Origin of the sequence: Serratia sp. ME47 (assembly GCF_903970925.1) — a bacterium.
In the GTDB taxonomy this organism is placed as follows: Bacteria; Pseudomonadota; Gammaproteobacteria; order Enterobacterales; family Enterobacteriaceae; genus Serratia; species Serratia ureilytica.
Genome location: NZ_CAJCKE010000005.1, coordinates 159,234 through 177,173 on the forward strand (window position 1 = coordinate 159,234; position 17,940 = coordinate 177,173).

Genomic DNA, 17,940 nt, shown 5'->3' on the forward strand with positions numbered 1-17,940 from the left:
AAAAGAGTCTTATGTCAGGGTCGCTGCTCACGTAGACTCACACCGGTGAAGACCGATTTGGTGATATACATGAGATGGCGGTAGAATGTACCGTTTTCAATCCCAACTTAAGCAAAAAAGACAATGAATCTGAATAATAAACAAAAACAGCACCTGAAAGGCCTGGCGCATCCGTTAAAACCGGTGGTGATGCTGGGCAATAACGGTCTTACCGAAGGGGTGCTGGCTGAAATTGAACAGGCTCTGGAGCATCATGAGCTGATCAAGGTAAAAATCGCCGCTGAAGATCGCGAAACCAAGACCCTGATCGCCGACGCTATCGTGCGTGAAACGGGCGCCTGCAATGTGCAAGTTATCGGCAGTACGCTTATTCTTTACCGCCCGTCGAAAGAGCGCAAGATCAGTCTACCGCGTTAATAACCATCAGGTTAACGAAAAGGTGCCATGCGCCTGACCAAGATAAAAGGCCGCTTGCGGCCTTTTTCCTATCTTTACAAAACGTTGGCGCATTAATGACCAACGGTCCCGATCAGAGATACTCGACCTTCAGGATCTCGTATTCCACGTCGCCGCCTGGGGTTTTGATCACCACCACATCGTCTTGCTCTTTGCCGATCAGGCCGCGCGCCATCGGCGAGTTTACCGAAATCAGATTTTTCTTGAAATCGGCCTCATCGTCGCCAACGATGCGGTAAGTCACTTCTTCTTCGCTGTCCAGATTCATCACCGATACGGTGGCGCCGAAGATCACCCGACCGGTGTTCGGCATCTTGGTGATGTCGATCACCTGAGCATTGGACAGCTTGGCTTCGATTTCCTGAATGCGGCCTTCACAGAAACCCTGCTGTTCGCGGGCGGCATGGTACTCGGCATTTTCTTTCAGGTCGCCGTGTTCACGCGCTTCAGCGATATCCGCAATGATTTTCGGGCGGCGCACGCTTTTCAGATATTCGAGCTCTTCGCGCAGTTTTTCAGCGCCAAACAAGGTCATCGGAATTTGGTTCATCGTATAAATACCTCTAAATCTTTCCTGTTCAAATAACCGTCATCCTGACGTATTCGTATGAAAACACGGTTGGCATACCGCCCCCCGCCTCCAGGCGACAAACAAAAGAAACCTGACTCGGAACGGAGCCCAAGCCAAGATCGGTTTTGCATTTTGATACGCATTTTAGCCTAGAGTTCCTTGAGGGTCATCGTTTACTTTTTCCCTGATTGCACCGTAGTATGACGGCACGTTATCCAGCTGTTATCCCGAGATTATGCGTTTTTCACGAATTGTCAGTGCATTGGCTTGCGCATTTGTTCTGAATGCGAATGCGGCCCCGGTTGAAGAGTACACACAATATCTGCCTGATGGGGCCAACCTTGCCCTGGTCGTTCAGAAGATCGGCGCCGGCTCGCCGACGATCGATTACCACTCTCAGCAAATGGCGCTGCCGGCCAGTACCCAAAAAGTGCTGACGGCGCTGGCGGCATTGCTGCAACTCGGGCCCGATTACCGTTTCACCACCACGCTGGAGAGCCAGGGCGATATCCGCGACGGCGTGCTGCGCGGCAACCTGATCGCTCGCTTCAGCGGCGATCCGACCTTCAAACGCCAGAGCCTGCGCAATATGGTGGCCGTCCTGAAAAAGCAAGGCGTGCGCCAAATCAGCGGCGATGTGCTGGTCGATACCTCGGTCTTCGCCAGCCATGACAAAGCGCCCGGTTGGCCGTGGAACGATCTGACGCAGTGCTTCAGCGCGCCGCCGGCCGCCGCCATCGTCGATCGCAACTGTTTCTCGGTCTCGCTGTACAGCGCGCCGAATCCGGGCGACATGGCGTTTATCCGCGTCGCCTCCTATTATCCGGTTAATATGTTTAGCCAGGTGCGCACCCTGGCGCGCGGCTCGGCAGACGCGCAGTACTGCGAGCTGGACGTGGTGCCGGGCGAGCTGAACCGCTTTACCCTGACCGGCTGCCTGACGCAGCGCAGCGAGCCGTTGCCGCTGGCCTTCGCCATCCAGGACGGCGCCAGCTATGCGGGCGCCATCTTGAAAGACGAGCTGACGCAGGCCGGCATCCAGATCGACGGGCATTTGAAACGCCAGACGCGTCCCGGCATTACCGGCACGGTGATCGCGCAAACCCAGTCGGCACCGCTGCACGATCTGTTGAAGATCATGCTGAAAAAGTCGGACAACATGATTGCCGATACCGTCTTCCGCACCATCGGCCATGAGCGCTTCGGCGTGCCGGGCACCTGGCGAGCGGGCTCCGATGCGGTGCGCCAGGTGCTGCGCCAAAAGGCCGGCATCGATCTGGGCAATACCATCATCGCCGACGGTTCCGGCCTGTCGCGCCACAACCTGCTGGCCCCGGCGACCATGATGCAGGCGCTGCAGTACATCGCGCAGCACGACAACGAGCTGAACTTTATCTCGATGCTGCCGCTGTCCGGCTATGACGGCACCCTGCGCTACCGCGGCGGCCTGCATGAAGCCGGCGTCGACGGCAAGGTATCGGCCAAGACCGGCGCGCTGCAGGGCGTCTACAACCTGGCGGGCTTCATCACGACCGCCAGCGGCCAGCGCATGGCCTTCGTGCAGTATCTCTCCGGCTACGCCGTGCCGCCGGAAGATCAGAAACAGCGCCGCGCGCCGCTGGTGCGCTTCGAAAGCCGCCTGTATCGGGATATTTACCAAAACAACTGAGGGTCGTCATGAAGCTGCTGGTCGTTGAAGATGATGAACTGCTGCAACAGGGGCTGGCGTTGGCGCTGACCGGCGAGGGTTACGTCTGCGACTGCGCCGCCACGGCGGCGGAGGCCAACAGCCTGCTCATCACCAGCCAATACAGCATGGTGATCCTGGATCTCGGCCTGCCGGATATGGACGGCACGGCGCTGCTGCGGCAGTGGCGCCGCCAGCAGATCGATCTGCCGGTGCTGATCCTGACCGCCCGCGACGCCCTGGAAGATCGCGTCGACGGGCTGGACGCCGGCGCCGACGACTACCTGGTCAAACCCTTCGCACTGGTTGAGCTGCAGGCGCGCGTGCGCGCCCTCCTGCGGCGCTACCAGGGCCACAGCGACAATCTGATGCAGGTGGATGACCTGCAGTTGAACCTCTCCAGCCAGCAGGTCTACCTGCAGCAACAGCCGGTGGAGGTCACGCCAAAAGAGTTCGCCATTCTGTCGCGCCTGATCATGCGTGCCGGGCAGACGGTCAACCGTGAGCTCCTGCAACAAGATCTCTACACCTGGCAAGACGATCTGGGCTCCAACACGCTGGAAGTGCACATCCACAACCTGCGTCGCAAACTGGGCAAGGATCGCATCCGCACCGTGCGCGGCATCGGCTACCGCCTGGAACCTTCCTCATGATCAGCATGCGCCGCCGCCTGCTGCTGATGTTGGCGCTGATCCTGTTGGTCACGCAGCTCATCAGCGCCTTCTGGCTGTGGCACGAAAGCCAGGAACAGATCAGCTTCCTGGTGGACGAAACCCTGTCCGCCAAAGTGCGCAGCGAGCGCGTCGATACCGAGATCGCCGAAGCCATCGCCTCGCTGTTGGCGCCTTCGCTGATCATGATGATCGTGACCCTGCTGGCGTCTTTCTGGGCCATCAGCTGGATCACCCGCCCGCTCAACCAATTGCAGCAGCGGCTGGAAAAGCGCTCTGCCGATAACCTGACGCCGCTGCCGATCACCAGCGACAGCCAGGAAATGGTGGCGGTCACCAATGCGCTCAATCAGCTGTTCTCACGGCTGGACAACACCATTCAGCAGGAACGCCTGTTCACCGCCGACGCCGCCCACGAGCTGCGCACGCCGCTGGCCGGCATCCGCCTGCATCTGGAACTGATGGAAAAACAGGGCGTCCAGGGCAGCCAGGCGCTGATCGCCCGCATCGATCAACTGATGTACACCGTCGAGCAACTGCTGATGCTGTCGCGCGCCGGGCAAGACTTTGCCAGCGGCCATTACCAGCATTTCGATTGGGTAGCCGATGTGATCCAGCCGCTGCGTGAAGAGCTCGACGAAATGACCGCCCAACGCGGGCAAACGCTGGCCTGGCAATTGCCGGCCGCCGCCGCGGTGAACGGCGATCCGGTGCTGCTGCGGCTGCTGCTGCGTAACCTGGTCGAAAACGCCCACCGATACGGCCCGGAAGGCGGCGCGATACAGGTGCGGTTAACGCCGCAGGACCGCGGTTATCTGCTGCAGGTCATCGACGATGGCCCGGGGATCAAGGAAGAGATGGTCGGGGAGCTGACGCAGGCGTTTCGCCGCATGGATCAGCGCTACGGCGGCAGCGGACTGGGCTTGAATATCGTGATCCGCATCGTACAGCTGCACCAGGGGCGCTTGACGCTGGAAAACCGCCGCGATGCGCGCGGCCTGAATGCCCAGTGTTGGCTGCCGGAAAAGGCGCTCAAATAATAAGGGCCCAGCGTTGCTGAGCCCTTTATCATCGAATTACTTCTGGTAAATGATTTCGACACCTTCGTCGTCGTCTTCGTCCCAGTCGTCATCCCAGTCGTCATCCGCCTCCGATTCCATCTCCGCCAGCTGTTCGCGGTGATAGTCGTCCCACATGAATTCGACTTTTTCCGGCGCGCTTTCTTCGATCGCCATCGCTTTCGGCTGGGTATTGATGAAGTTCATCACGTCCCAGCACAGCGCGTTGACGCCTTCGCGGTTGGCGGCGGAGATCATGTAGTACTTTCCTTCCCAGCCCATGCCTTCCACAATCGCCTTGGCGCGTTCGGCGGCTTCTTCCTCACCAATCACATCAATTTTGTTGAACACCAGCCAGCGTGGCTTCTGTGCCAGATTTTCGCTGTATTGGTTCAACTCGTTGATGATGACTTTGGCGTTTTCCACCGGATCGGATTCGTCGATCGGCGCAATGTCCACCAGGTGCAGCAGCACGCGGCAACGCTCCAGGTGTTTCAGGAAGCGAATGCCCAGGCCCGCGCCTTCGGAGGCGCCCTCGATCAGCCCCGGAATGTCGGCGACCACAAAGCTCTGCTCGTGGTCCATGCGCACCACGCCCAGGCTTGGCACCAGCGTGGTAAACGGATAATCGGCCACCTTCGGCTTGGCGGCGGACACCGCGCGGATGAAGGTCGATTTGCCGGCGTTCGGCAGCCCCAGCATGCCCACATCGGCCAGCAGCAACAGCTCCAGCAACAGATCGCGCGCTTCGCCGGCGGTGCCCAGCGTCTTCTGACGCGGCGCACGGTTGACCGACGATTTGAAACGGGTGTTGCCCAGACCGTGCCAGCCGCCTTTGGCGACCATCAGTTTCTGCTCGTGACGGGTCATGTCGCCGAGGATCTCGCCGGTGCCCTGATCCTTCACGCGCGTGCCGACCGGCACCTTGATGATGACGTCTTTACCGCGTTTACCGGTACAGTCGCGGCTCTGGCCATTCTGACCGCGCTCGGCGCGGAAAGACTTCTCAAAGCGGTAGTCGATCAGGGTATTGAGGTTCTCGTCCGCCAGCAGGTAGACGTCACCGCCGTCGCCGCCGTCGCCGCCGTCAGGCCCACCGTTAGGGATATATTTTTCGCGGCGGAAGCTGACGCATCCGTTGCCGCCATCGCCTGCAACGACCAGAATCGCTGCTTCATCTACAAACTTCATTTACCGTCTCCGTAAATCATTCACCGGGCTGCTTCAAAGGAGCAACCTGGGGGGGTTCTGCCCGTCGCGGCCACCACCGGTGACCAATTGCGGAAAACATAGCGCCCGCCACGACCACAAACGCGCCAACATAGCCGACGAGATTTAACGTCGGCGCGGCGAACGCCTGGGGCCAGGCCAGCGCCAATAAATCAGAAAACAGCAGGGTAAACAGCGGGGTCAGCGTCACCAACGCACTCACCTGCGCCGCCTGCCAGCGCGCCATCGCTTCCGCCAGCGCGCCATAGCCGATCAACGTGTTGGCGCCGCAAAACAGCAGGCACGCCAATTGCCAGCCGCTAAGCTGGAAAATCACCTCAGGTTTGGCCAGAGGGAACAACGCTATCGCACATAAAGTGTACAACATAACCAGGATCTGCGGCGAAGCCAGCCGTCGCAGCAATACCTTCTGCGCCACGCCGTAGCTCACCCAGACCATCGCCGCACACACGCCCAGCATGACGCCCAGCGTGTAGTCCGTCAGCCGGGTAAAGATCTCTATCAGACTGACGTTGAAAAACAACATCAGTCCACAAATCAGCATCAAGGCGCCAATGACCTGGGTGATGCGCATGCGCTCTTTTAAAATCAGCACGCTGGCGAACATCATGCCCACCGGCGACAGCTGGCCAATCACCTGCGACGCCGTCGGGCTCAGGTATTGCAGCGAGGAACTGAAGAACACAAAGTTGCCCAACAGCCCCGCCGTGGCGATCGCCAACAGCAGCAGCCAACGCGGTTGACGGAACATCTTCAGCGGCGGCAGCTTGCCGCGCACCGCGAGGATCACGCCCAAACCGATGGCGGCCATGGTAAAGCGATACCAAACGACGGTAAACGGCTCCATCACCGCCAACACTTCTTTCATCGCGATCGGCAACGCGCCCCAGCAAACCGCCGTGGTTAACGCCAGGGAAATACCCACGCCGACCTGCTGCTTCGTATCCATATTACCTTCGCCAACGCTGACGGGGCTGCCCGCAGGCAACCCATAAATGTAAAAAGCCCCGCAACGAATTGCGGGGCTTACATCTATTTCGTAAGGCTCGAAAAATTATTCAGCTTCGATGCTGATGAATTTACGATTGCTCGGGCCTTTAACTTCGAATTTGACTTTACCGTCTTTCAAAGCAAACAGAGTGTGGTCTTTGCCGCAACCCACGTTGGTACCAGCGTGGAATTTGGTGCCGCGCTGACGAACGATGATGCTGCCTGCCAGTACTGCTTCGCCGCCAAAGCGTTTTACGCCCAGACGTTTAGCTTCTGAATCGCGACCGTTACGAGTCGAGCCGCCAGCCTTTTTGTGTGCCATTAATCCGCTCTCCTAACTTAAGCGCTGATGCCGGTGATTTTAACGTCAGTGAACCACTGACGGTGGCCCTGCTGCTTACGGTGGTGTTTACGACGACGAAACTTAACAATTTTAATTTTCTCGCCACGACCGTGAGCAACGACTTCAGCTTTGATCTTGCCGCCATCGACGAAAGGAACGCCGATTTTGATATCTTCGCCATTAGCGATCATCAGAATCTGGTCAAACTCAACCGCTTCACCAGTTGCGATGTCCAGCTTTTCCAAGCGAACGGTCTGACCTTCGCTTACTCGGTGTTGTTTACCACCACTTTGGAAAACCGCGTACATATAAAACTCCGCTTTCCGCGTGCCCGACTGTGTTAGTTCAGAGCGCGCTATAAATATTCACAATAGGGCGCGAATTCTACGCAAAAAAGCGGCGCATGACAAGAGCAGAATAAGACCAGATGTACAAAAAAGAAGAAAAAAAACACAGTTTCTTTCGTGGCGTTTATCTGAACCGTTTTTCAAGTACAATCATAGGGACAGTTACCGCCATGTACCGATGTGAGCAGCGATCTCAACGCGGTGAAGAGAAACACAGCTGAAAAAAACACAATGAACCTAGAGCAAATTACCGAGTTAACCGCGCAAGATATGGCGGCCGTGAACGCAACAATTCTCGAACAGCTGAATTCCGATGTCACGCTCATCAATCAGCTTGGCTATTACATTATCAGCGGTGGCGGTAAACGCATCCGGCCGATGATCGCCGTCCTGGCGGCGCGAGCGTTGGGCTATGAAGGCAACAAGCACGTCACCGTCGCCGCCCTGATCGAATTCATCCATACCGCCACGCTGCTGCATGACGACGTCGTCGACGAATCGGACATGCGCCGCGGCAAAGCCACCGCCAACGCCGCGTTCGGCAACGCCGCCAGCGTGCTGGTCGGCGACTTTATCTATACCCGCGCCTTCCAGATGATGACCAGCCTGGAATCGCTGCGCGTGCTGGCGCTGATGTCGGAGGCGGTCAACGTCATCGCCGAAGGCGAAGTGCTGCAGTTGATGAACGTGCACGATCCTGACATCAGCGAAGAAAGCTATATGCGGGTGATCTACAGCAAAACCGCCCGTCTGTTTGAGGCGGCGGCGCAATCGTCGGCGATCCTGTCCGGCGCCAACGCCGAGCAAGAGAAGGCGCTGCAAGATTATGGCCGCTACCTCGGCACCGCTTTCCAGCTGATCGACGATCTGCTCGACTACAGCGCCGACGGCAGCACCCTGGGCAAAAACACCGGTGACGATCTGAATGAAGGGAAACCGACCCTGCCGCTGCTGCACGCGATGCACAACGGCGACGACGCACAGCGTGAGATGATCCGCGGCGCGATTGAGCAAGGCAACGGTCGTCATCTGCTGGAGCCGGTATTGCAGGCGATGCAACAATGCGGTTCGCTGGAATACACTCGCCAACGCGCCGAGGAAGAAGCCGACAAGGCGATCGCCGCGCTGCAGGTCTTGCCGGCCTCGGAGCACCGCACGGCGCTGGAAGGCCTGGCGCATCTGGCAGTGCAACGCGACTTTTAAGAAACAAAAGTTTCTTAACGTTCTTATCAGGCCCGCTGATGCGGGCCTGTCTAGGTATTATTCTCTTCGTCAATGCGCGCCAGCAGGCCGCCTATCCCTTCCCGCATCAGGAAAGCCACCATTTTCTCGCGCTCGCTCTCCGTCAAATGGTAGTAATACTCGATCCATACCGCTAACGGATCCTGGCGTTCTACGTCATACGCCGCCCCATCTTCTTTCAGCATCAGCAGGTTGCGCGCGCCAGGCGGCAGGCTGTCGATATGATACTCCAACGCTTTTCCCTGCACGCCTTTACGCCTGCGGCTTATCCAGCCTTCGCGCCGGGCCATCAGATTGATTCCCTGTGGTGAGGAAGGTAATCCTGCGATGCCTGTCAGTTCCTTGGCGGCAAACCACTCGTTTTTCATAGCCATCATCTCTGGGCAATAGTGGGCAAAGTCATTTTTGGAAATTACTTGGGTATTTTTTAGGAAATTTAATGGTATTCTTGTTTCCGAATAAGCGTTTCACGTTGTTCAAACGCCTAACCCTGATCCGTTAGTTATACCACTAACGCAACTTTGGCTAATCAGAAAAGGAATGTAAACATGAATTCAAGGAACCCAGATTGGCATCCGGCAGATATCATCGCGGCGTTACGCAAACAGGGCACCACGCTGGCGGCGGTGTCGCGCAAGGCCGGATTAAGCTCATCAACGCTGGCCAACGCGCTGTCGCGTCCCTGGCCGAAGGGGGAATGGCTGATCGCCGAAGCAATCGGCATCCACCCATCGGAGATCTGGCCAAGCCGCTATTATGATCCGCACAGCGATTGCCTGCTGGATCGAAAAGCCCGCATCAAATCGTGAACGCGGGGCAAAAAAAAACCGCCGGAACAGCGTCCGGCGGCGTTTATCGGCTGACTATCGGCGACGATCAGTTATTGATGAACTTCTCGCCCAGTTCGATATCTTTGTGCAGCACGTCCAGCATCTCATTCAGCGCTTTCTGTTCGAAGGCGCTCAGCGTGCCGATATCCTTGCGTTCTTCAACGCCGTTTTTACCCAGCACCAGCGGCTGCGCGAAGAAGCGAGCGTATTTGCCGTCGCCTTCAACGTAAGCGCATTCCACAACGCCTTTCTCGCCCTGCAGTGCGCGCACCAGAGACAGACCGAAACGCGCGGCCGCCTGGCCCATGGACAACGTAGCAGACCCGCCACCGGCTTTGGCTTCCACCACTTCGGTGCCGGCGTTCTGAATGCGTTTGGTCAGATCCGCCACTTCCTGATCGGTGAAGCTCACGCCAGGGATCTGCGACAGCAGAGGCAGGATAGTCACGCCAGAGTGGCCGCCGATGACCGGCACGTTCAGCTCTTCCGGCTGCTTGCCTTTCAGCTCGGCCACGAAGGTGTTGGAACGGATGATATCCAGCGAAGTCACGCCGAACAGTTTGTTCTTGTCGTAAACGCCGGCTTTTTTCAACACTTCCGCCGCGATGGCGACCGTGGTGTTAACCGGGTTGGTGATGATGCCGATGCAGGCTTTCGGGCAGGTTTTCGCCACTTGCTCAATCAGGTTACGCACGATGCCGGCGTTAACGTTGAACAGGTCAGAGCGATCCATGCCTGGCTTACGGGCCACGCCGGCGGAAATCAGCACCACGTCCGCACCCTGCAGAGCCGGGGTCGCGTCTTCGCCGCTGAAGCCTTTGATTTTAACTGCGGTTGGGATGTGGCTTAAGTCGACGGCAACGCCTGGGGTAACGGGGGCAATGTCGTAGAGAGAGAGTTCAGAACCTGAAGGAAGCTGGGTTTTGAGTAGAAGGGCGAGGGCCTGGCCGATACCGCCAGCAGCACCGAGAACTGCAACTTTCATCCTATACTCCTTTATTGTCTTAAATATATAAAGCGCCGTGAATGTGTTGGTGACGGACCTTAAATTATTACACCTTTAAAAACAATAAATTAGCTAATTGTTGCCTGCAGGTGCAATAAAATGACCGCTGTCGCGCCCATTTTAGATTAAATCGCTTACGCATGAAGGGCATAGCGCACACTAATCAAAAATAGTGCGAGGTTATTCACGAGCAAGTTAACCGGCCGTTACATTACACCCTTACGCAACATCAGAACAACATCATTTTAATAACATTTTATTTACCAGCGCAGGCCGATTTTCCGACGTCAAAAGGGCATATTCATCACGGCCGGATTTTGTTAAAATGCCGCCCTTTCCTCGCCGCCCGGTCATGTTTATTTTCTTTGGGTCGGCCTTTGTTGCATAAAAATTCATCTATATGCATAATCATGACTTCCATTATCAACATTCCACGGTGCAAAATGCGTAATCCCGCAAAACAGGAAGATCTGATCAAGACGTTCAAAGCGTTATTGAAAGAAGAAAAATTCAGTTCTCAAGGCGAGATCGTTTTGGCGCTGCAAGAAGAAGGCTTCGAAAACATTAACCAATCCAAAGTATCGCGCATGCTGACCAAGTTCGGTGCGGTACGTACGCGCAATGCCAAAATGGAAATGGTGTATTGCCTTCCTGCCGAACTCGGCGTGCCGACCACCACCAGCCCGCTGAAGAACCTGGTGCTGGACGTCGACCATAACGACGCCGTCGTGGTGATCCACACCAGTCCGGGCGCCGCACAGCTGATCGCCCGCCTGCTTGACTCCTTGGGCAAATCCCAGGGCATCCTCGGCACTATCGCCGGCGACGACACGATTTTCGTCACGCCGTCCAGCGGCTTTACCGCTCAGAAGCTGCATGAAGCGATCCTGGGCGTGTTCGAGCAAGAGCTGTGAAACCTGGCGCTAACAAAGTGCGGCTACCGCCCGCATTTTGTTAGCGCTTCTTTAACCCTCGCGTTACCTTTCCGGCCTTCAACCGCGTTTAACACTGCTTTTTTATCCCGCAACAACACATTTCCATGACATATCCATGTAACCAGCAGTACCCACTGTGATCTTCCGCACTTTTGGTCAAAAGCACTTACCTTATTGAAATTACATAAATTTAACATCGAAAGATCGTTTTATGAGCGTTTTTTATTCCTTGTAGTTATAAAAAATAAGGTTCATCGGTTTAAAGTTTCACTAGCAACTGTTAGCGAACTATTAATTTTTCACGTTACTAGCTGTATACTCATTTCCGTGAACTGAATCACAGTTCGTTGGAACTGATAAAAGAATACGATGAGGTGAGATGATGAAAATTAAAGCTACCGTTGCAACCCTGAGCGTTCTGTCCATGCTTTCCTTTGGCGCATTCGCAGCACAATCTGTTGACGCAACCCAGGCCGCAAAACTGCAGCCCGCCGGTGTGATCACCGTGAGCGGCGTCGCCGCTGCGCCTTCCGACATTCGTCAGGCGCTGTCCGATAAAGCCGACGCCAAAGGGGCAACCGCTTACCGCGTGATCGAAGCGCGCAACGACGGCAACTTCCACGCGACCGCTGAAATCTACAAATAAGTACCGGCATTACCCGGCAACGGGCAATACATCTCTGGAATCAAACGCTGTCATAACGGCCTTCAAGAATAAAAATCGCTGCCAAGCCCTTCCAGGCTGTTATGACCAAGGATCGCTATCATGAACATGAAAACTACTCTCGCTGCACTCGGTTTGCTGTCTGTCATCTCCTTTGGCGCGTCTGCCGCCCAGTTGGTGACTAACGATCAGACCGCCAATCTGCAATCTATCGGCACCATTACCGTCAGCGGTATCGACGGCGCACCGACCGACATTCGCCAGGCGCTGTCGGAGAAAGCCGATGCTAAAGGCGCGACCGCCTACCGCGTGATCGAAGCGCGTAACGAAGGCAACTACCACGCCACCGCCGAGATTTACAAATAACAACTCTGGGAACGGCTTTGCAGAGCTGATTACCCTCGTCACTGCCACTGCCGAGTTCTGACGCAAACGCCGATTTCCCAGAGACCCTCTCGTCGTCCTATCCGACGAACCCCGTTGCCCTCGCTCGCGAGGGCTTTTTTATGGGCGTAAAAAAGGCCGCGAATGCGGCCCTTAGGTTGGCTTATGCGGCTGAACAATCAGTAGGTCACCTTCGGTTCCTGCTTTTTCGCCAACGCGTCCAACAGGCGATCGTGAATGCCGCCGAAACCGCCGTTGCTCATCACCAGAATGTGGTCGCCCGGCTGTGCGGTTTTCACCACCATCTCCACCAACGTGTCGAGATCCGCGCTCCAGTGCGCCGGCTGCACGCAGGCATCCGCCACTTCCGCAACCTGCCACGGAATGTGATGCGGCTGGAACAGGAACACTTCATCGGCACGGCCGAGCGAAGGCGCCAGATCGTTTTTGCTGATGCCCATTTTCATGGTGTTGGATCGCGGCTCCAGCACCGCCAGAATGCGCGCCGTGCCGCCTACCTTGCCGCGCAGCGCGGCCAGAGTGGCCAGGATCGCCGTCGGGTGGTGCGCGAAATCGTCGTAGACCGTGACGCCGTTGGCTTCGCCACGCAGCTCCAGGCGGCGACGGGCGTTGATGAAGTCGCCCAAGGCGCGGCAGGCGTCCGCCGGCTGCACGCCGACGTGACGGGTCGCTGCGATGGCCATCAGGCCGTTATGCATGTTGTGCTCGCCCACCAGCGCCCAGTTCACTTCGCCAACCTGCTCGCCGTCGAGGAACACCGCGTAATGACTGGCGTCCGGCGTCAGCTTCTGCGCGCGCCAGGTGCCCTCTTCGCCCACCAGCTCCTGTTCGCTCCAGCAGCCCATCGCCATCACCTGCTTCAGGTGGCTGTCGTTGTCCGGCAGGATGATCTTGCCTTTGCCCGGCACCAGGCGCACCAGGTGGTGGAATTGTTTCTGAATGGCTTTCAGATCGTCGAAGATATCGGCGTGGTCGAACTCCAGGTTGTTCATGATCAGCGTGCGCGGGCTGTAGTGCACGAACTTGGAGCGCTTGTCGAAGAACGCGCAGTCATACTCGTCGGCCTCGATCACGAAGAACGGGCTGCCGCCGAGGCGAGCCGAGACGTCGAAGTTGCCCGGCACGCCGCCGATGACGAAGCCCGGCTGGTAGCCGCAGGCTTCGAGGATCCAGGTCGCCATGCCGGCGGTGGTGGTTTTGCCGTGGGTGCCGGCGACCGCCAGTACCCAGCGATCGCGCAACACGGCGTCGTGCAGCCACTGCGGGCCGGAAACGTAAGGGATACCACGCTCCAGCACCGCCTCCACGCACGGGTTGCCGCGCGTCATGGCGTTGCCGATGATCACCAGATCCGGCGCCGGATCCAGCTGGGCCGGATCATAACCCTGAATAAGATCGATCCCCTGGTTCTCCAGCAGCGTGCTCATCGGCGGATAGACGTTGGCGTCCGAACCGGTGACGTCATGCCCCAGTGAGCGCGCCAGCATCGCCAGCCCGCCCATAAAGGTGCCACAGATCCCAAGAATGTGAATGCGCATAGGTTTCTCATGTGAGTGCATCGAATGTCGGCATATTCTAACGCTCAGAATCGTCCAGAAGAAATGGATTTGCCTATGAATGGCGCGCATCTTTGGGCTACACTGCTCGCGAAAACGTTGGCGGTTTGTTAACAGGCCGCTATCCATCCGTAGATTCAGGGATTGTGTCATGAAAACGTTAGGCGAATTTATCGTCGAGAAACAGCACGACTTCTCGCACGCCACCGGCGAGCTGACCGCGTTACTTTCTGCCATTAAACTGGGCGCCAAAATCATTCACCGCGACATCAACAAGGCCGGCCTGGTTGATATTCTGGGGACCAGCGGGGTGTCCAACGTACAGGGCGAAGTTCAGATGAAACTGGACCTGTACGCGAACGAAAAACTGAAAGCGGCGTTGAAAGCGCGTGGTGAAGTTGCGGGTATCGCTTCCGAAGAAGAAGATGAAATCGTGATATTCGACGGCGAGCGAGCTGAAAATGCCAAGTATGTCGTATTGATGGATCCGTTGGACGGTTCGTCCAACATCGATGTCAACGTCTCGGTCGGTACGATTTTCTCTATCTATCGTCGCATCACGCCGGTCGGCACGCCGGTGACCGAAGAAGACTTCCTGCAGCCGGGCAGCGCCCAGGTCGCAGCGGGTTACGTGGTTTACGGTTCGTCCACCATGCTGGTGTACACCACCGGTTACGGCGTCCACGCCTTCACGTACGATCCGTCTCTGGGCGTGTTCTGTCTCTCTCACGAGAAAGTGCGTTTCCCGGCGAGCGGCAACATGTATTCCATCAACGAAGGCAACTACATCAAGTTCCCTCTCGGCGTGAAGAAATACATCAAGTACTGCCAGGAGCAGGATGAAGCGACGCAGCGCCCTTACACCTCGCGCTACATCGGTTCTCTGGTGGCGGACTTCCACCGCAACCTGCTGAAAGGCGGCATCTACATCTACCCAAGCACCGCCAGCCACCCGCAAGGCAAGCTGCGCCTGCTGTACGAATGCAACCCGATGGCGTTCCTGGCCGAACAGGCCGGCGGCAAGGCCAGCGACGGCAAAAACCGCATTCTGGACATCACGCCGGTGAAACTGCACCAGCGCGCGCCATTCTTCGTCGGCACCAAGTCGATGGTGGAAGACGCAGAACGCTTCATCGCCGAAAACCCAGACGAGTAACGCGTTCTTTGCCAGGGTTCGGCGCCTTGCCGAACCCTTATTGCCTTACAGCTTGAACGCCGCCATGCTCTGCGCCAGCAGCTGAGCCTGATCTTCCAGCGAGCGCGTCGCCGCCGCAGACTCCTCCACCAGCGCCGCATTCTGTTGCGCCACCTGATCCATCTGCGCCACCGCCAGGTTCACCTGTTCGATACCGCTGCTTTGTTCGCGCGTCGCCGCCGAGATCTCACGCATCAACGCCGTCACCCGGCCCACTTCACCGGTGATGCCGCTCATGGTCTGCGCCGCCGACTCCACCATTTGTTCGCCTTCCTGCACCCGGTTTTGCGACGCTTCGATCAGCCCTTTGATCTCTTTCGCCGACTGGGCGCTGCGCTGCGCCAGGTTGCGCACTTCACCGGCCACCACCGCGAAACCGCGGCCCTGTTCGCCGGCGCGCGCGGCTTCCACCGCCGCATTCAGCGCCAGGATGTTGGTCTGGAAGGCGATGCCGTCCATCACGCTGATGATATCGGCGATGCGGCGCGAGCTGTCGGTGATCGCCTGCATCTTGCTCATCACCTGGCTGACCACCTCACTGCCCTGGTTGGCGATATCGGACACGCTCAGCGCCAGCTGGTTGGCCTGTTCACAGTTCTCGGCGTTCATTTTCACCGTCGAGGTCAGCTGTTCCATGCTGGCGGCGGTCTCTTCCAGCGACGCGGCCGATTCTTCGGTGCGCTGCGCCAGATGCAGGTTGCCGGCCGCCAGTTCGCGCGAACCGGTGTCGATCTGGCTGCTGGCGTCGCGCACTTTGCTGACCGAACTGGCCAGCGCCTGCTGCATGCGCTGCATCGCCCGCACCAGGCGCCCCATCTCGGTATCGCCCTCGCCGCGGATCTCGTGGGTCAGATCGCCGGCGGCGATGTGTTCCAGCTGCGCGATGGACTCATCCAGCGGACGCAAAATGATCACGCGCAGCGCGAACCAGGCCAGCAACGCCAACAGCACGCTGAGCAGGCCCGCCACCACGATCAGCGAGATCTTGGTGCTGGCGTTGCTTTCCGCCTCATACACCTGCTTCTCGCCGAGCTTCATGGCGAAGCTGCGGAAATCGGTGAGATCCTTTTCAAACGCGATGCTCAAGGCGGAAATGCGCGTCTCCTGGATATGGTAATACTCATCGATCTTGCCGGCCTTGATGGCGGCGGCCATCGGCTTCACGCCCTGCTCCAGATAGGCGCGATAGCTGTTTTGCAGGCGGCTGGAGAGTTCGCGGCCGCGCTCGGTCACGGTGCCGACGCCGACAAAGCGCGCCATTTCCTTGTTCGACTGCTCGAGGTAGCCGTAGATGCGGCCCACGGTGGCGTCGGAGACATCAGTCTGGCCGATCTCCCGTTGGCGCACCGCCAGCGAAGCGGCGGTTCGGGCGCGCAGCGTCAGGTTGGAGCTGTTGGCCAGCGAGCCCAGCTCTTCGCCGAGGATCTGGTTTAAGGTATGGATCGAGCGCGATCCTTCGTTAATCGCGTTGACGCCAATAACGCTGACCATGATCAGCAGCATGGTCATCAGGCTCAGCAGGGCGATCAGCCCAGCCTTCACCGTAATCTTTTTTAGCATGAGTTCTTCCCGGCTTCAGAATAGTGAGATCAGACGTAGTAGGGGTGGCAAAACGCGGAGCCAGCTTTGCTGGCTCATTATTGTTTGTTGAAGTTATCGGCAGGCGGAGGCAAAACTTCATGCCGCAGCGGGATTAATCTGGAAATTCTCCCTGCGTCGGCGCGCGGGGTTTTCGACGATGAAAAGGGCAGGAAATCGCAAAAGAGTCCGCTATAATAGCCGCCACTCCATTTCTGGTTTGATGATTAAAGGAAACCGACATGAGCTTGAATCTGGTCCCTGCTGGCAAAGACCTGCCGGAAGACATCTACGTAGTAATCGAAATCCCGGCCAACGCCGATCCAATCAAATACGAAATCGACAAAGAAACCGGCGCGCTGTTCGTTGACCGTTTCATGTCCACCGCGATGTTCTACCCGTGCAACTACGGCTACATCAACCACACCCTGTCTCTGGACGGTGACCCGGTTGACGTGCTGGTTCCAACCCCATACCCGCTGCAGCCGGGCTCCGTGATCCGCTGCCGTCCTGTTGGCGTGCTGAAAATGACCGACGAAGCCGGTGAAGACGCCAAGCTGGTTGCGGTGCCGCACAGCAAGCTGACCAAAGAGTACGATCACGTGAAAGACGTGAACGACCTGCCGGAACTGCTGAAAGCTCAGATCGCTCACTTCTTCGAGCACTACAAAGATCTGGAAAAAGGCAAATGGGTGAAAGTGGAAGGCTGGGCAGACGCTGCCGCGGCTAAAGCGGAAATCATCGCCTCCTTCGAACGCGCTGCCAAGAAGTAATTCCAGCCGCCGTCCGATGAAAAAACACCGCTCATTGAGCGGTGTTTTTTTTCTTACTGTTCTTCGAGACGCTTCAGCCAGTCACCGCTGGTAATTCGCGGGTAACCGTCCACGCTGTGTTTGTACAGGTAGATCCACGCACTCCCATAAGGCGTCTGAATCAGCTCGCGCTTATAGTCCTTGGTGTTGCTTTTCAGTTCGTCCAGCTCTGCCAGAATCGATGAGTTAATACGATACACCTCGCAATGTATCGTGCCCTCTCCAGGGATCGCCGCCGGGTAATGGCCCAGATTGTAAATCTGATAGCCTTCGAGCTCGTGCTCGCCGAGCCATTGGGCGTTGGTCATCCAATGGCTGTTTCCCTGTTTGCGTCGTAAACTGCCGTAGACAATTATTCGCATCG

21 protein-coding genes are annotated in these 17,940 nt (G+C 57.4%); 11 read left to right on the forward strand and 10 right to left on the reverse strand.

What is annotated here, in order from left to right:
- The first annotated feature begins 123 nt into the window (after nt 1-123).
- Nucleotides 124-417, forward strand: a complete 294-nt coding sequence (yhbY, locus tag H7A77_RS07945) for a ribosome assembly RNA-binding protein YhbY (protein ID WP_004933536.1) — start codon at nt 124-126, stop codon at nt 415-417.
- Nucleotides 418-529: 112 nt separating this feature from the next.
- Here the strand turns inward: yhbY and greA are convergent, their stop codons facing one another.
- Entirely contained in the window at nt 530-1,006 is a 477-nt protein-coding gene (gene greA, locus H7A77_RS07950; protein WP_004933539.1) for a transcription elongation factor GreA, read from the reverse strand.
- Between the two features lie 256 nt (nt 1,007-1,262).
- Here greA and dacB point away from each other — a divergent pair, with 256 nt between their 5' ends.
- From dacB to pmrB, 3 genes are read left to right on the forward strand one after another with little or no spacing between them, the layout of a single operon-like run.
- A complete protein-coding gene (gene dacB, locus H7A77_RS07955; protein ID WP_025159591.1) occupies nt 1,263-2,696 on the forward strand; it encodes a serine-type D-Ala-D-Ala carboxypeptidase in 1,434 nt (477 codons plus the stop codon).
- A gap of 8 nt (nt 2,697-2,704) precedes the next feature.
- On the forward strand, nt 2,705-3,367 hold the full coding sequence (gene pmrA, locus H7A77_RS07960) for a two-component system response regulator PmrA (protein WP_182074025.1): 663 nt from the start codon (nt 2,705-2,707) through the stop codon (nt 3,365-3,367).
- Nucleotides 3,364-4,425, forward strand: a complete 1,062-nt coding sequence (gene pmrB, locus H7A77_RS07965) for a two-component system sensor histidine kinase PmrB (RefSeq protein ID WP_182074026.1) — start codon at nt 3,364-3,366, stop codon at nt 4,423-4,425. Before pmrA ends, pmrB begins: the two co-directional genes overlap by 4 nt.
- A 36-nt stretch (nt 4,426-4,461) precedes the next feature.
- On the opposite strand, the gene cgtA is transcribed toward pmrB, so the two are convergent.
- The 4 genes from cgtA to rplU form a co-directional block, all read right to left on the reverse strand.
- Complete coding sequence (gene cgtA / locus H7A77_RS07970; RefSeq protein WP_033641651.1) at nt 4,462-5,634, reverse strand: Obg family GTPase CgtA; 1,173 nt, start codon at nt 5,632-5,634, stop codon at nt 4,462-4,464.
- Nucleotides 5,635-5,650: 16 nt separating this feature from the next.
- On the reverse strand, nt 5,651-6,622 hold the full coding sequence (locus tag H7A77_RS07975) for a DMT family transporter (protein ID WP_033651479.1): 972 nt from the start codon (nt 6,620-6,622) through the stop codon (nt 5,651-5,653).
- A gap of 105 nt (nt 6,623-6,727) precedes the next feature.
- Entirely contained in the window at nt 6,728-6,985 is a 258-nt protein-coding gene (gene rpmA / locus H7A77_RS07980; RefSeq protein WP_004933559.1) for a 50S ribosomal protein L27, read from the reverse strand.
- Nucleotides 6,986-7,002: 17 nt separating this feature from the next.
- Complete coding sequence (rplU, locus tag H7A77_RS07985) at nt 7,003-7,314, reverse strand: 50S ribosomal protein L21 (protein WP_004933561.1); 312 nt, start codon at nt 7,312-7,314, stop codon at nt 7,003-7,005.
- 270 nt (nt 7,315-7,584) lie between these two features.
- Between rplU and ispB the strand changes: the two genes are divergently transcribed.
- The gene (gene ispB, locus H7A77_RS07990) at nt 7,585-8,556 is read left to right on the forward strand and encodes an octaprenyl diphosphate synthase (RefSeq protein WP_033641648.1); all 972 of its coding nucleotides are present in this window, start codon (nt 7,585-7,587) and stop codon (nt 8,554-8,556) included.
- Between the two features lie 50 nt (nt 8,557-8,606).
- On the opposite strand, the gene H7A77_RS07995 is transcribed toward ispB, so the two are convergent.
- On the reverse strand, nt 8,607-8,963 hold the full coding sequence (locus H7A77_RS07995) for a DNA-binding protein (RefSeq protein ID WP_033651481.1): 357 nt from the start codon (nt 8,961-8,963) through the stop codon (nt 8,607-8,609).
- A 180-nt stretch (nt 8,964-9,143) separates the two neighbouring features.
- Between H7A77_RS07995 and H7A77_RS08000 the strand changes: the two genes are divergently transcribed.
- On the forward strand, nt 9,144-9,404 hold the full coding sequence (locus tag H7A77_RS08000) for a helix-turn-helix transcriptional regulator (RefSeq protein ID WP_004933567.1): 261 nt from the start codon (nt 9,144-9,146) through the stop codon (nt 9,402-9,404).
- Nucleotides 9,405-9,471: 67 nt separating this feature from the next.
- On the opposite strand, the gene mdh is transcribed toward H7A77_RS08000, so the two are convergent.
- The gene (gene mdh / locus H7A77_RS08005) at nt 9,472-10,410 is read right to left on the reverse strand and encodes a malate dehydrogenase (RefSeq protein WP_033636811.1); all 939 of its coding nucleotides are present in this window, start codon (nt 10,408-10,410) and stop codon (nt 9,472-9,474) included.
- Nucleotides 10,411-10,874: 464 nt separating this feature from the next.
- Here mdh and argR point away from each other — a divergent pair, with 464 nt between their 5' ends.
- From argR to yhcN (H7A77_RS08020), 3 genes are all read left to right on the forward strand, one after another.
- Nucleotides 10,875-11,345, forward strand: a complete 471-nt coding sequence (argR, locus tag H7A77_RS08010) for a transcriptional regulator ArgR (protein ID WP_016929335.1) — start codon at nt 10,875-10,877, stop codon at nt 11,343-11,345.
- 403 nt (nt 11,346-11,748) lie between these two features.
- A complete protein-coding gene (gene yhcN / locus H7A77_RS08015; RefSeq protein ID WP_004933574.1) occupies nt 11,749-12,012 on the forward strand; it encodes a peroxide/acid stress response protein YhcN in 264 nt (87 codons plus the stop codon).
- Between the two features lie 120 nt (nt 12,013-12,132).
- Nucleotides 12,133-12,396, forward strand: coding sequence for a peroxide/acid stress response protein YhcN (yhcN, locus tag H7A77_RS08020; RefSeq protein ID WP_025305042.1), 264 nt, complete (start codon nt 12,133-12,135; stop codon nt 12,394-12,396).
- A 197-nt stretch (nt 12,397-12,593) separates the two neighbouring features.
- Here the strand turns inward: yhcN (H7A77_RS08020) and mpl are convergent, their stop codons facing one another.
- Entirely contained in the window at nt 12,594-13,973 is a 1,380-nt protein-coding gene (gene mpl / locus H7A77_RS08025) for a UDP-N-acetylmuramate:L-alanyl-gamma-D-glutamyl-meso-diaminopimelate ligase (protein ID WP_033651482.1), read from the reverse strand.
- Nucleotides 13,974-14,142: 169 nt separating this feature from the next.
- On the opposite strand from mpl, the gene fbp reads away from it, so the two are divergent.
- Nucleotides 14,143-15,147, forward strand: a complete 1,005-nt coding sequence (gene fbp / locus H7A77_RS08030) for a class 1 fructose-bisphosphatase (protein WP_004933587.1) — start codon at nt 14,143-14,145, stop codon at nt 15,145-15,147.
- Nucleotides 15,148-15,192: 45 nt separating this feature from the next.
- On the opposite strand, the gene H7A77_RS08035 is transcribed toward fbp, so the two are convergent.
- On the reverse strand, nt 15,193-16,746 hold the full coding sequence (locus H7A77_RS08035; RefSeq protein ID WP_089192485.1) for a methyl-accepting chemotaxis protein: 1,554 nt from the start codon (nt 16,744-16,746) through the stop codon (nt 15,193-15,195).
- 260 nt (nt 16,747-17,006) lie between these two features.
- Between H7A77_RS08035 and ppa the strand changes: the two genes are divergently transcribed.
- Complete coding sequence (gene ppa, locus H7A77_RS08040; protein WP_004933594.1) at nt 17,007-17,537, forward strand: inorganic diphosphatase; 531 nt, start codon at nt 17,007-17,009, stop codon at nt 17,535-17,537.
- A gap of 53 nt (nt 17,538-17,590) precedes the next feature.
- On the opposite strand, the gene H7A77_RS08045 is transcribed toward ppa, so the two are convergent.
- Nucleotides 17,591-17,938: a gamma-glutamylcyclotransferase gene (locus tag H7A77_RS08045; RefSeq protein ID WP_025159589.1), complete on the reverse strand. Its 348-nt coding sequence runs from the start codon at nt 17,936-17,938 to the stop codon at nt 17,591-17,593.
- Between the last annotated feature and the right edge of the window lie 2 nt (nt 17,939-17,940).

What these genes read in the sequence shown, in the direction of transcription:
- H7A77_RS07995 (WP_033651481.1), bottom strand. Translation starts at nt 8,963, where the DNA reads ATGAAAAACGAGTGGTTTGCCGCCAAGGAACTGACAGGCATCGCAGGA.
- H7A77_RS08045 (WP_025159589.1), bottom strand. Translation starts at nt 17,938, where the DNA reads ATGCGAATAATTGTCTACGGCAGTTTACGACGCAAACAGGGAAACAGC.
- rplU (WP_004933561.1), bottom strand. Translation starts at nt 7,314, where the DNA reads ATGTACGCGGTTTTCCAAAGTGGTGGTAAACAACACCGAGTAAGCGAA.
- H7A77_RS08035 (WP_089192485.1), bottom strand. Translation starts at nt 16,746, where the DNA reads ATGCTAAAAAAGATTACGGTGAAGGCTGGGCTGATCGCCCTGCTGAGC.
- dacB (WP_025159591.1), top strand. Translation starts at nt 1,263, where the DNA reads ATGCGTTTTTCACGAATTGTCAGTGCATTGGCTTGCGCATTTGTTCTG.
- ppa (WP_004933594.1), top strand. Translation starts at nt 17,007, where the DNA reads ATGAGCTTGAATCTGGTCCCTGCTGGCAAAGACCTGCCGGAAGACATC.
- mpl (WP_033651482.1), bottom strand. Translation starts at nt 13,973, where the DNA reads ATGCGCATTCACATTCTTGGGATCTGTGGCACCTTTATGGGCGGGCTG.
- H7A77_RS07975 (WP_033651479.1), bottom strand. Translation starts at nt 6,622, where the DNA reads ATGGATACGAAGCAGCAGGTCGGCGTGGGTATTTCCCTGGCGTTAACC.
- cgtA (WP_033641651.1), bottom strand. Translation starts at nt 5,634, where the DNA reads ATGAAGTTTGTAGATGAAGCAGCGATTCTGGTCGTTGCAGGCGATGGC.
- argR (WP_016929335.1), top strand. Translation starts at nt 10,875, where the DNA reads ATGCGTAATCCCGCAAAACAGGAAGATCTGATCAAGACGTTCAAAGCG.
- greA (WP_004933539.1), bottom strand. Translation starts at nt 1,006, where the DNA reads ATGAACCAAATTCCGATGACCTTGTTTGGCGCTGAAAAACTGCGCGAA.
- H7A77_RS08000 (WP_004933567.1), top strand. Translation starts at nt 9,144, where the DNA reads ATGAATTCAAGGAACCCAGATTGGCATCCGGCAGATATCATCGCGGCG.
- mdh (WP_033636811.1), bottom strand. Translation starts at nt 10,410, where the DNA reads ATGAAAGTTGCAGTTCTCGGTGCTGCTGGCGGTATCGGCCAGGCCCTC.
- yhcN (WP_025305042.1), top strand. Translation starts at nt 12,133, where the DNA reads ATGAACATGAAAACTACTCTCGCTGCACTCGGTTTGCTGTCTGTCATC.
- fbp (WP_004933587.1), top strand. Translation starts at nt 14,143, where the DNA reads ATGAAAACGTTAGGCGAATTTATCGTCGAGAAACAGCACGACTTCTCG.
- yhcN (WP_004933574.1), top strand. Translation starts at nt 11,749, where the DNA reads ATGAAAATTAAAGCTACCGTTGCAACCCTGAGCGTTCTGTCCATGCTT.
- rpmA (WP_004933559.1), bottom strand. Translation starts at nt 6,985, where the DNA reads ATGGCACACAAAAAGGCTGGCGGCTCGACTCGTAACGGTCGCGATTCA.
- ispB (WP_033641648.1), top strand. Translation starts at nt 7,585, where the DNA reads ATGAACCTAGAGCAAATTACCGAGTTAACCGCGCAAGATATGGCGGCC.
- yhbY (WP_004933536.1), top strand. Translation starts at nt 124, where the DNA reads ATGAATCTGAATAATAAACAAAAACAGCACCTGAAAGGCCTGGCGCAT.
- pmrB (WP_182074026.1), top strand. Translation starts at nt 3,364, where the DNA reads ATGATCAGCATGCGCCGCCGCCTGCTGCTGATGTTGGCGCTGATCCTG.
- pmrA (WP_182074025.1), top strand. Translation starts at nt 2,705, where the DNA reads ATGAAGCTGCTGGTCGTTGAAGATGATGAACTGCTGCAACAGGGGCTG.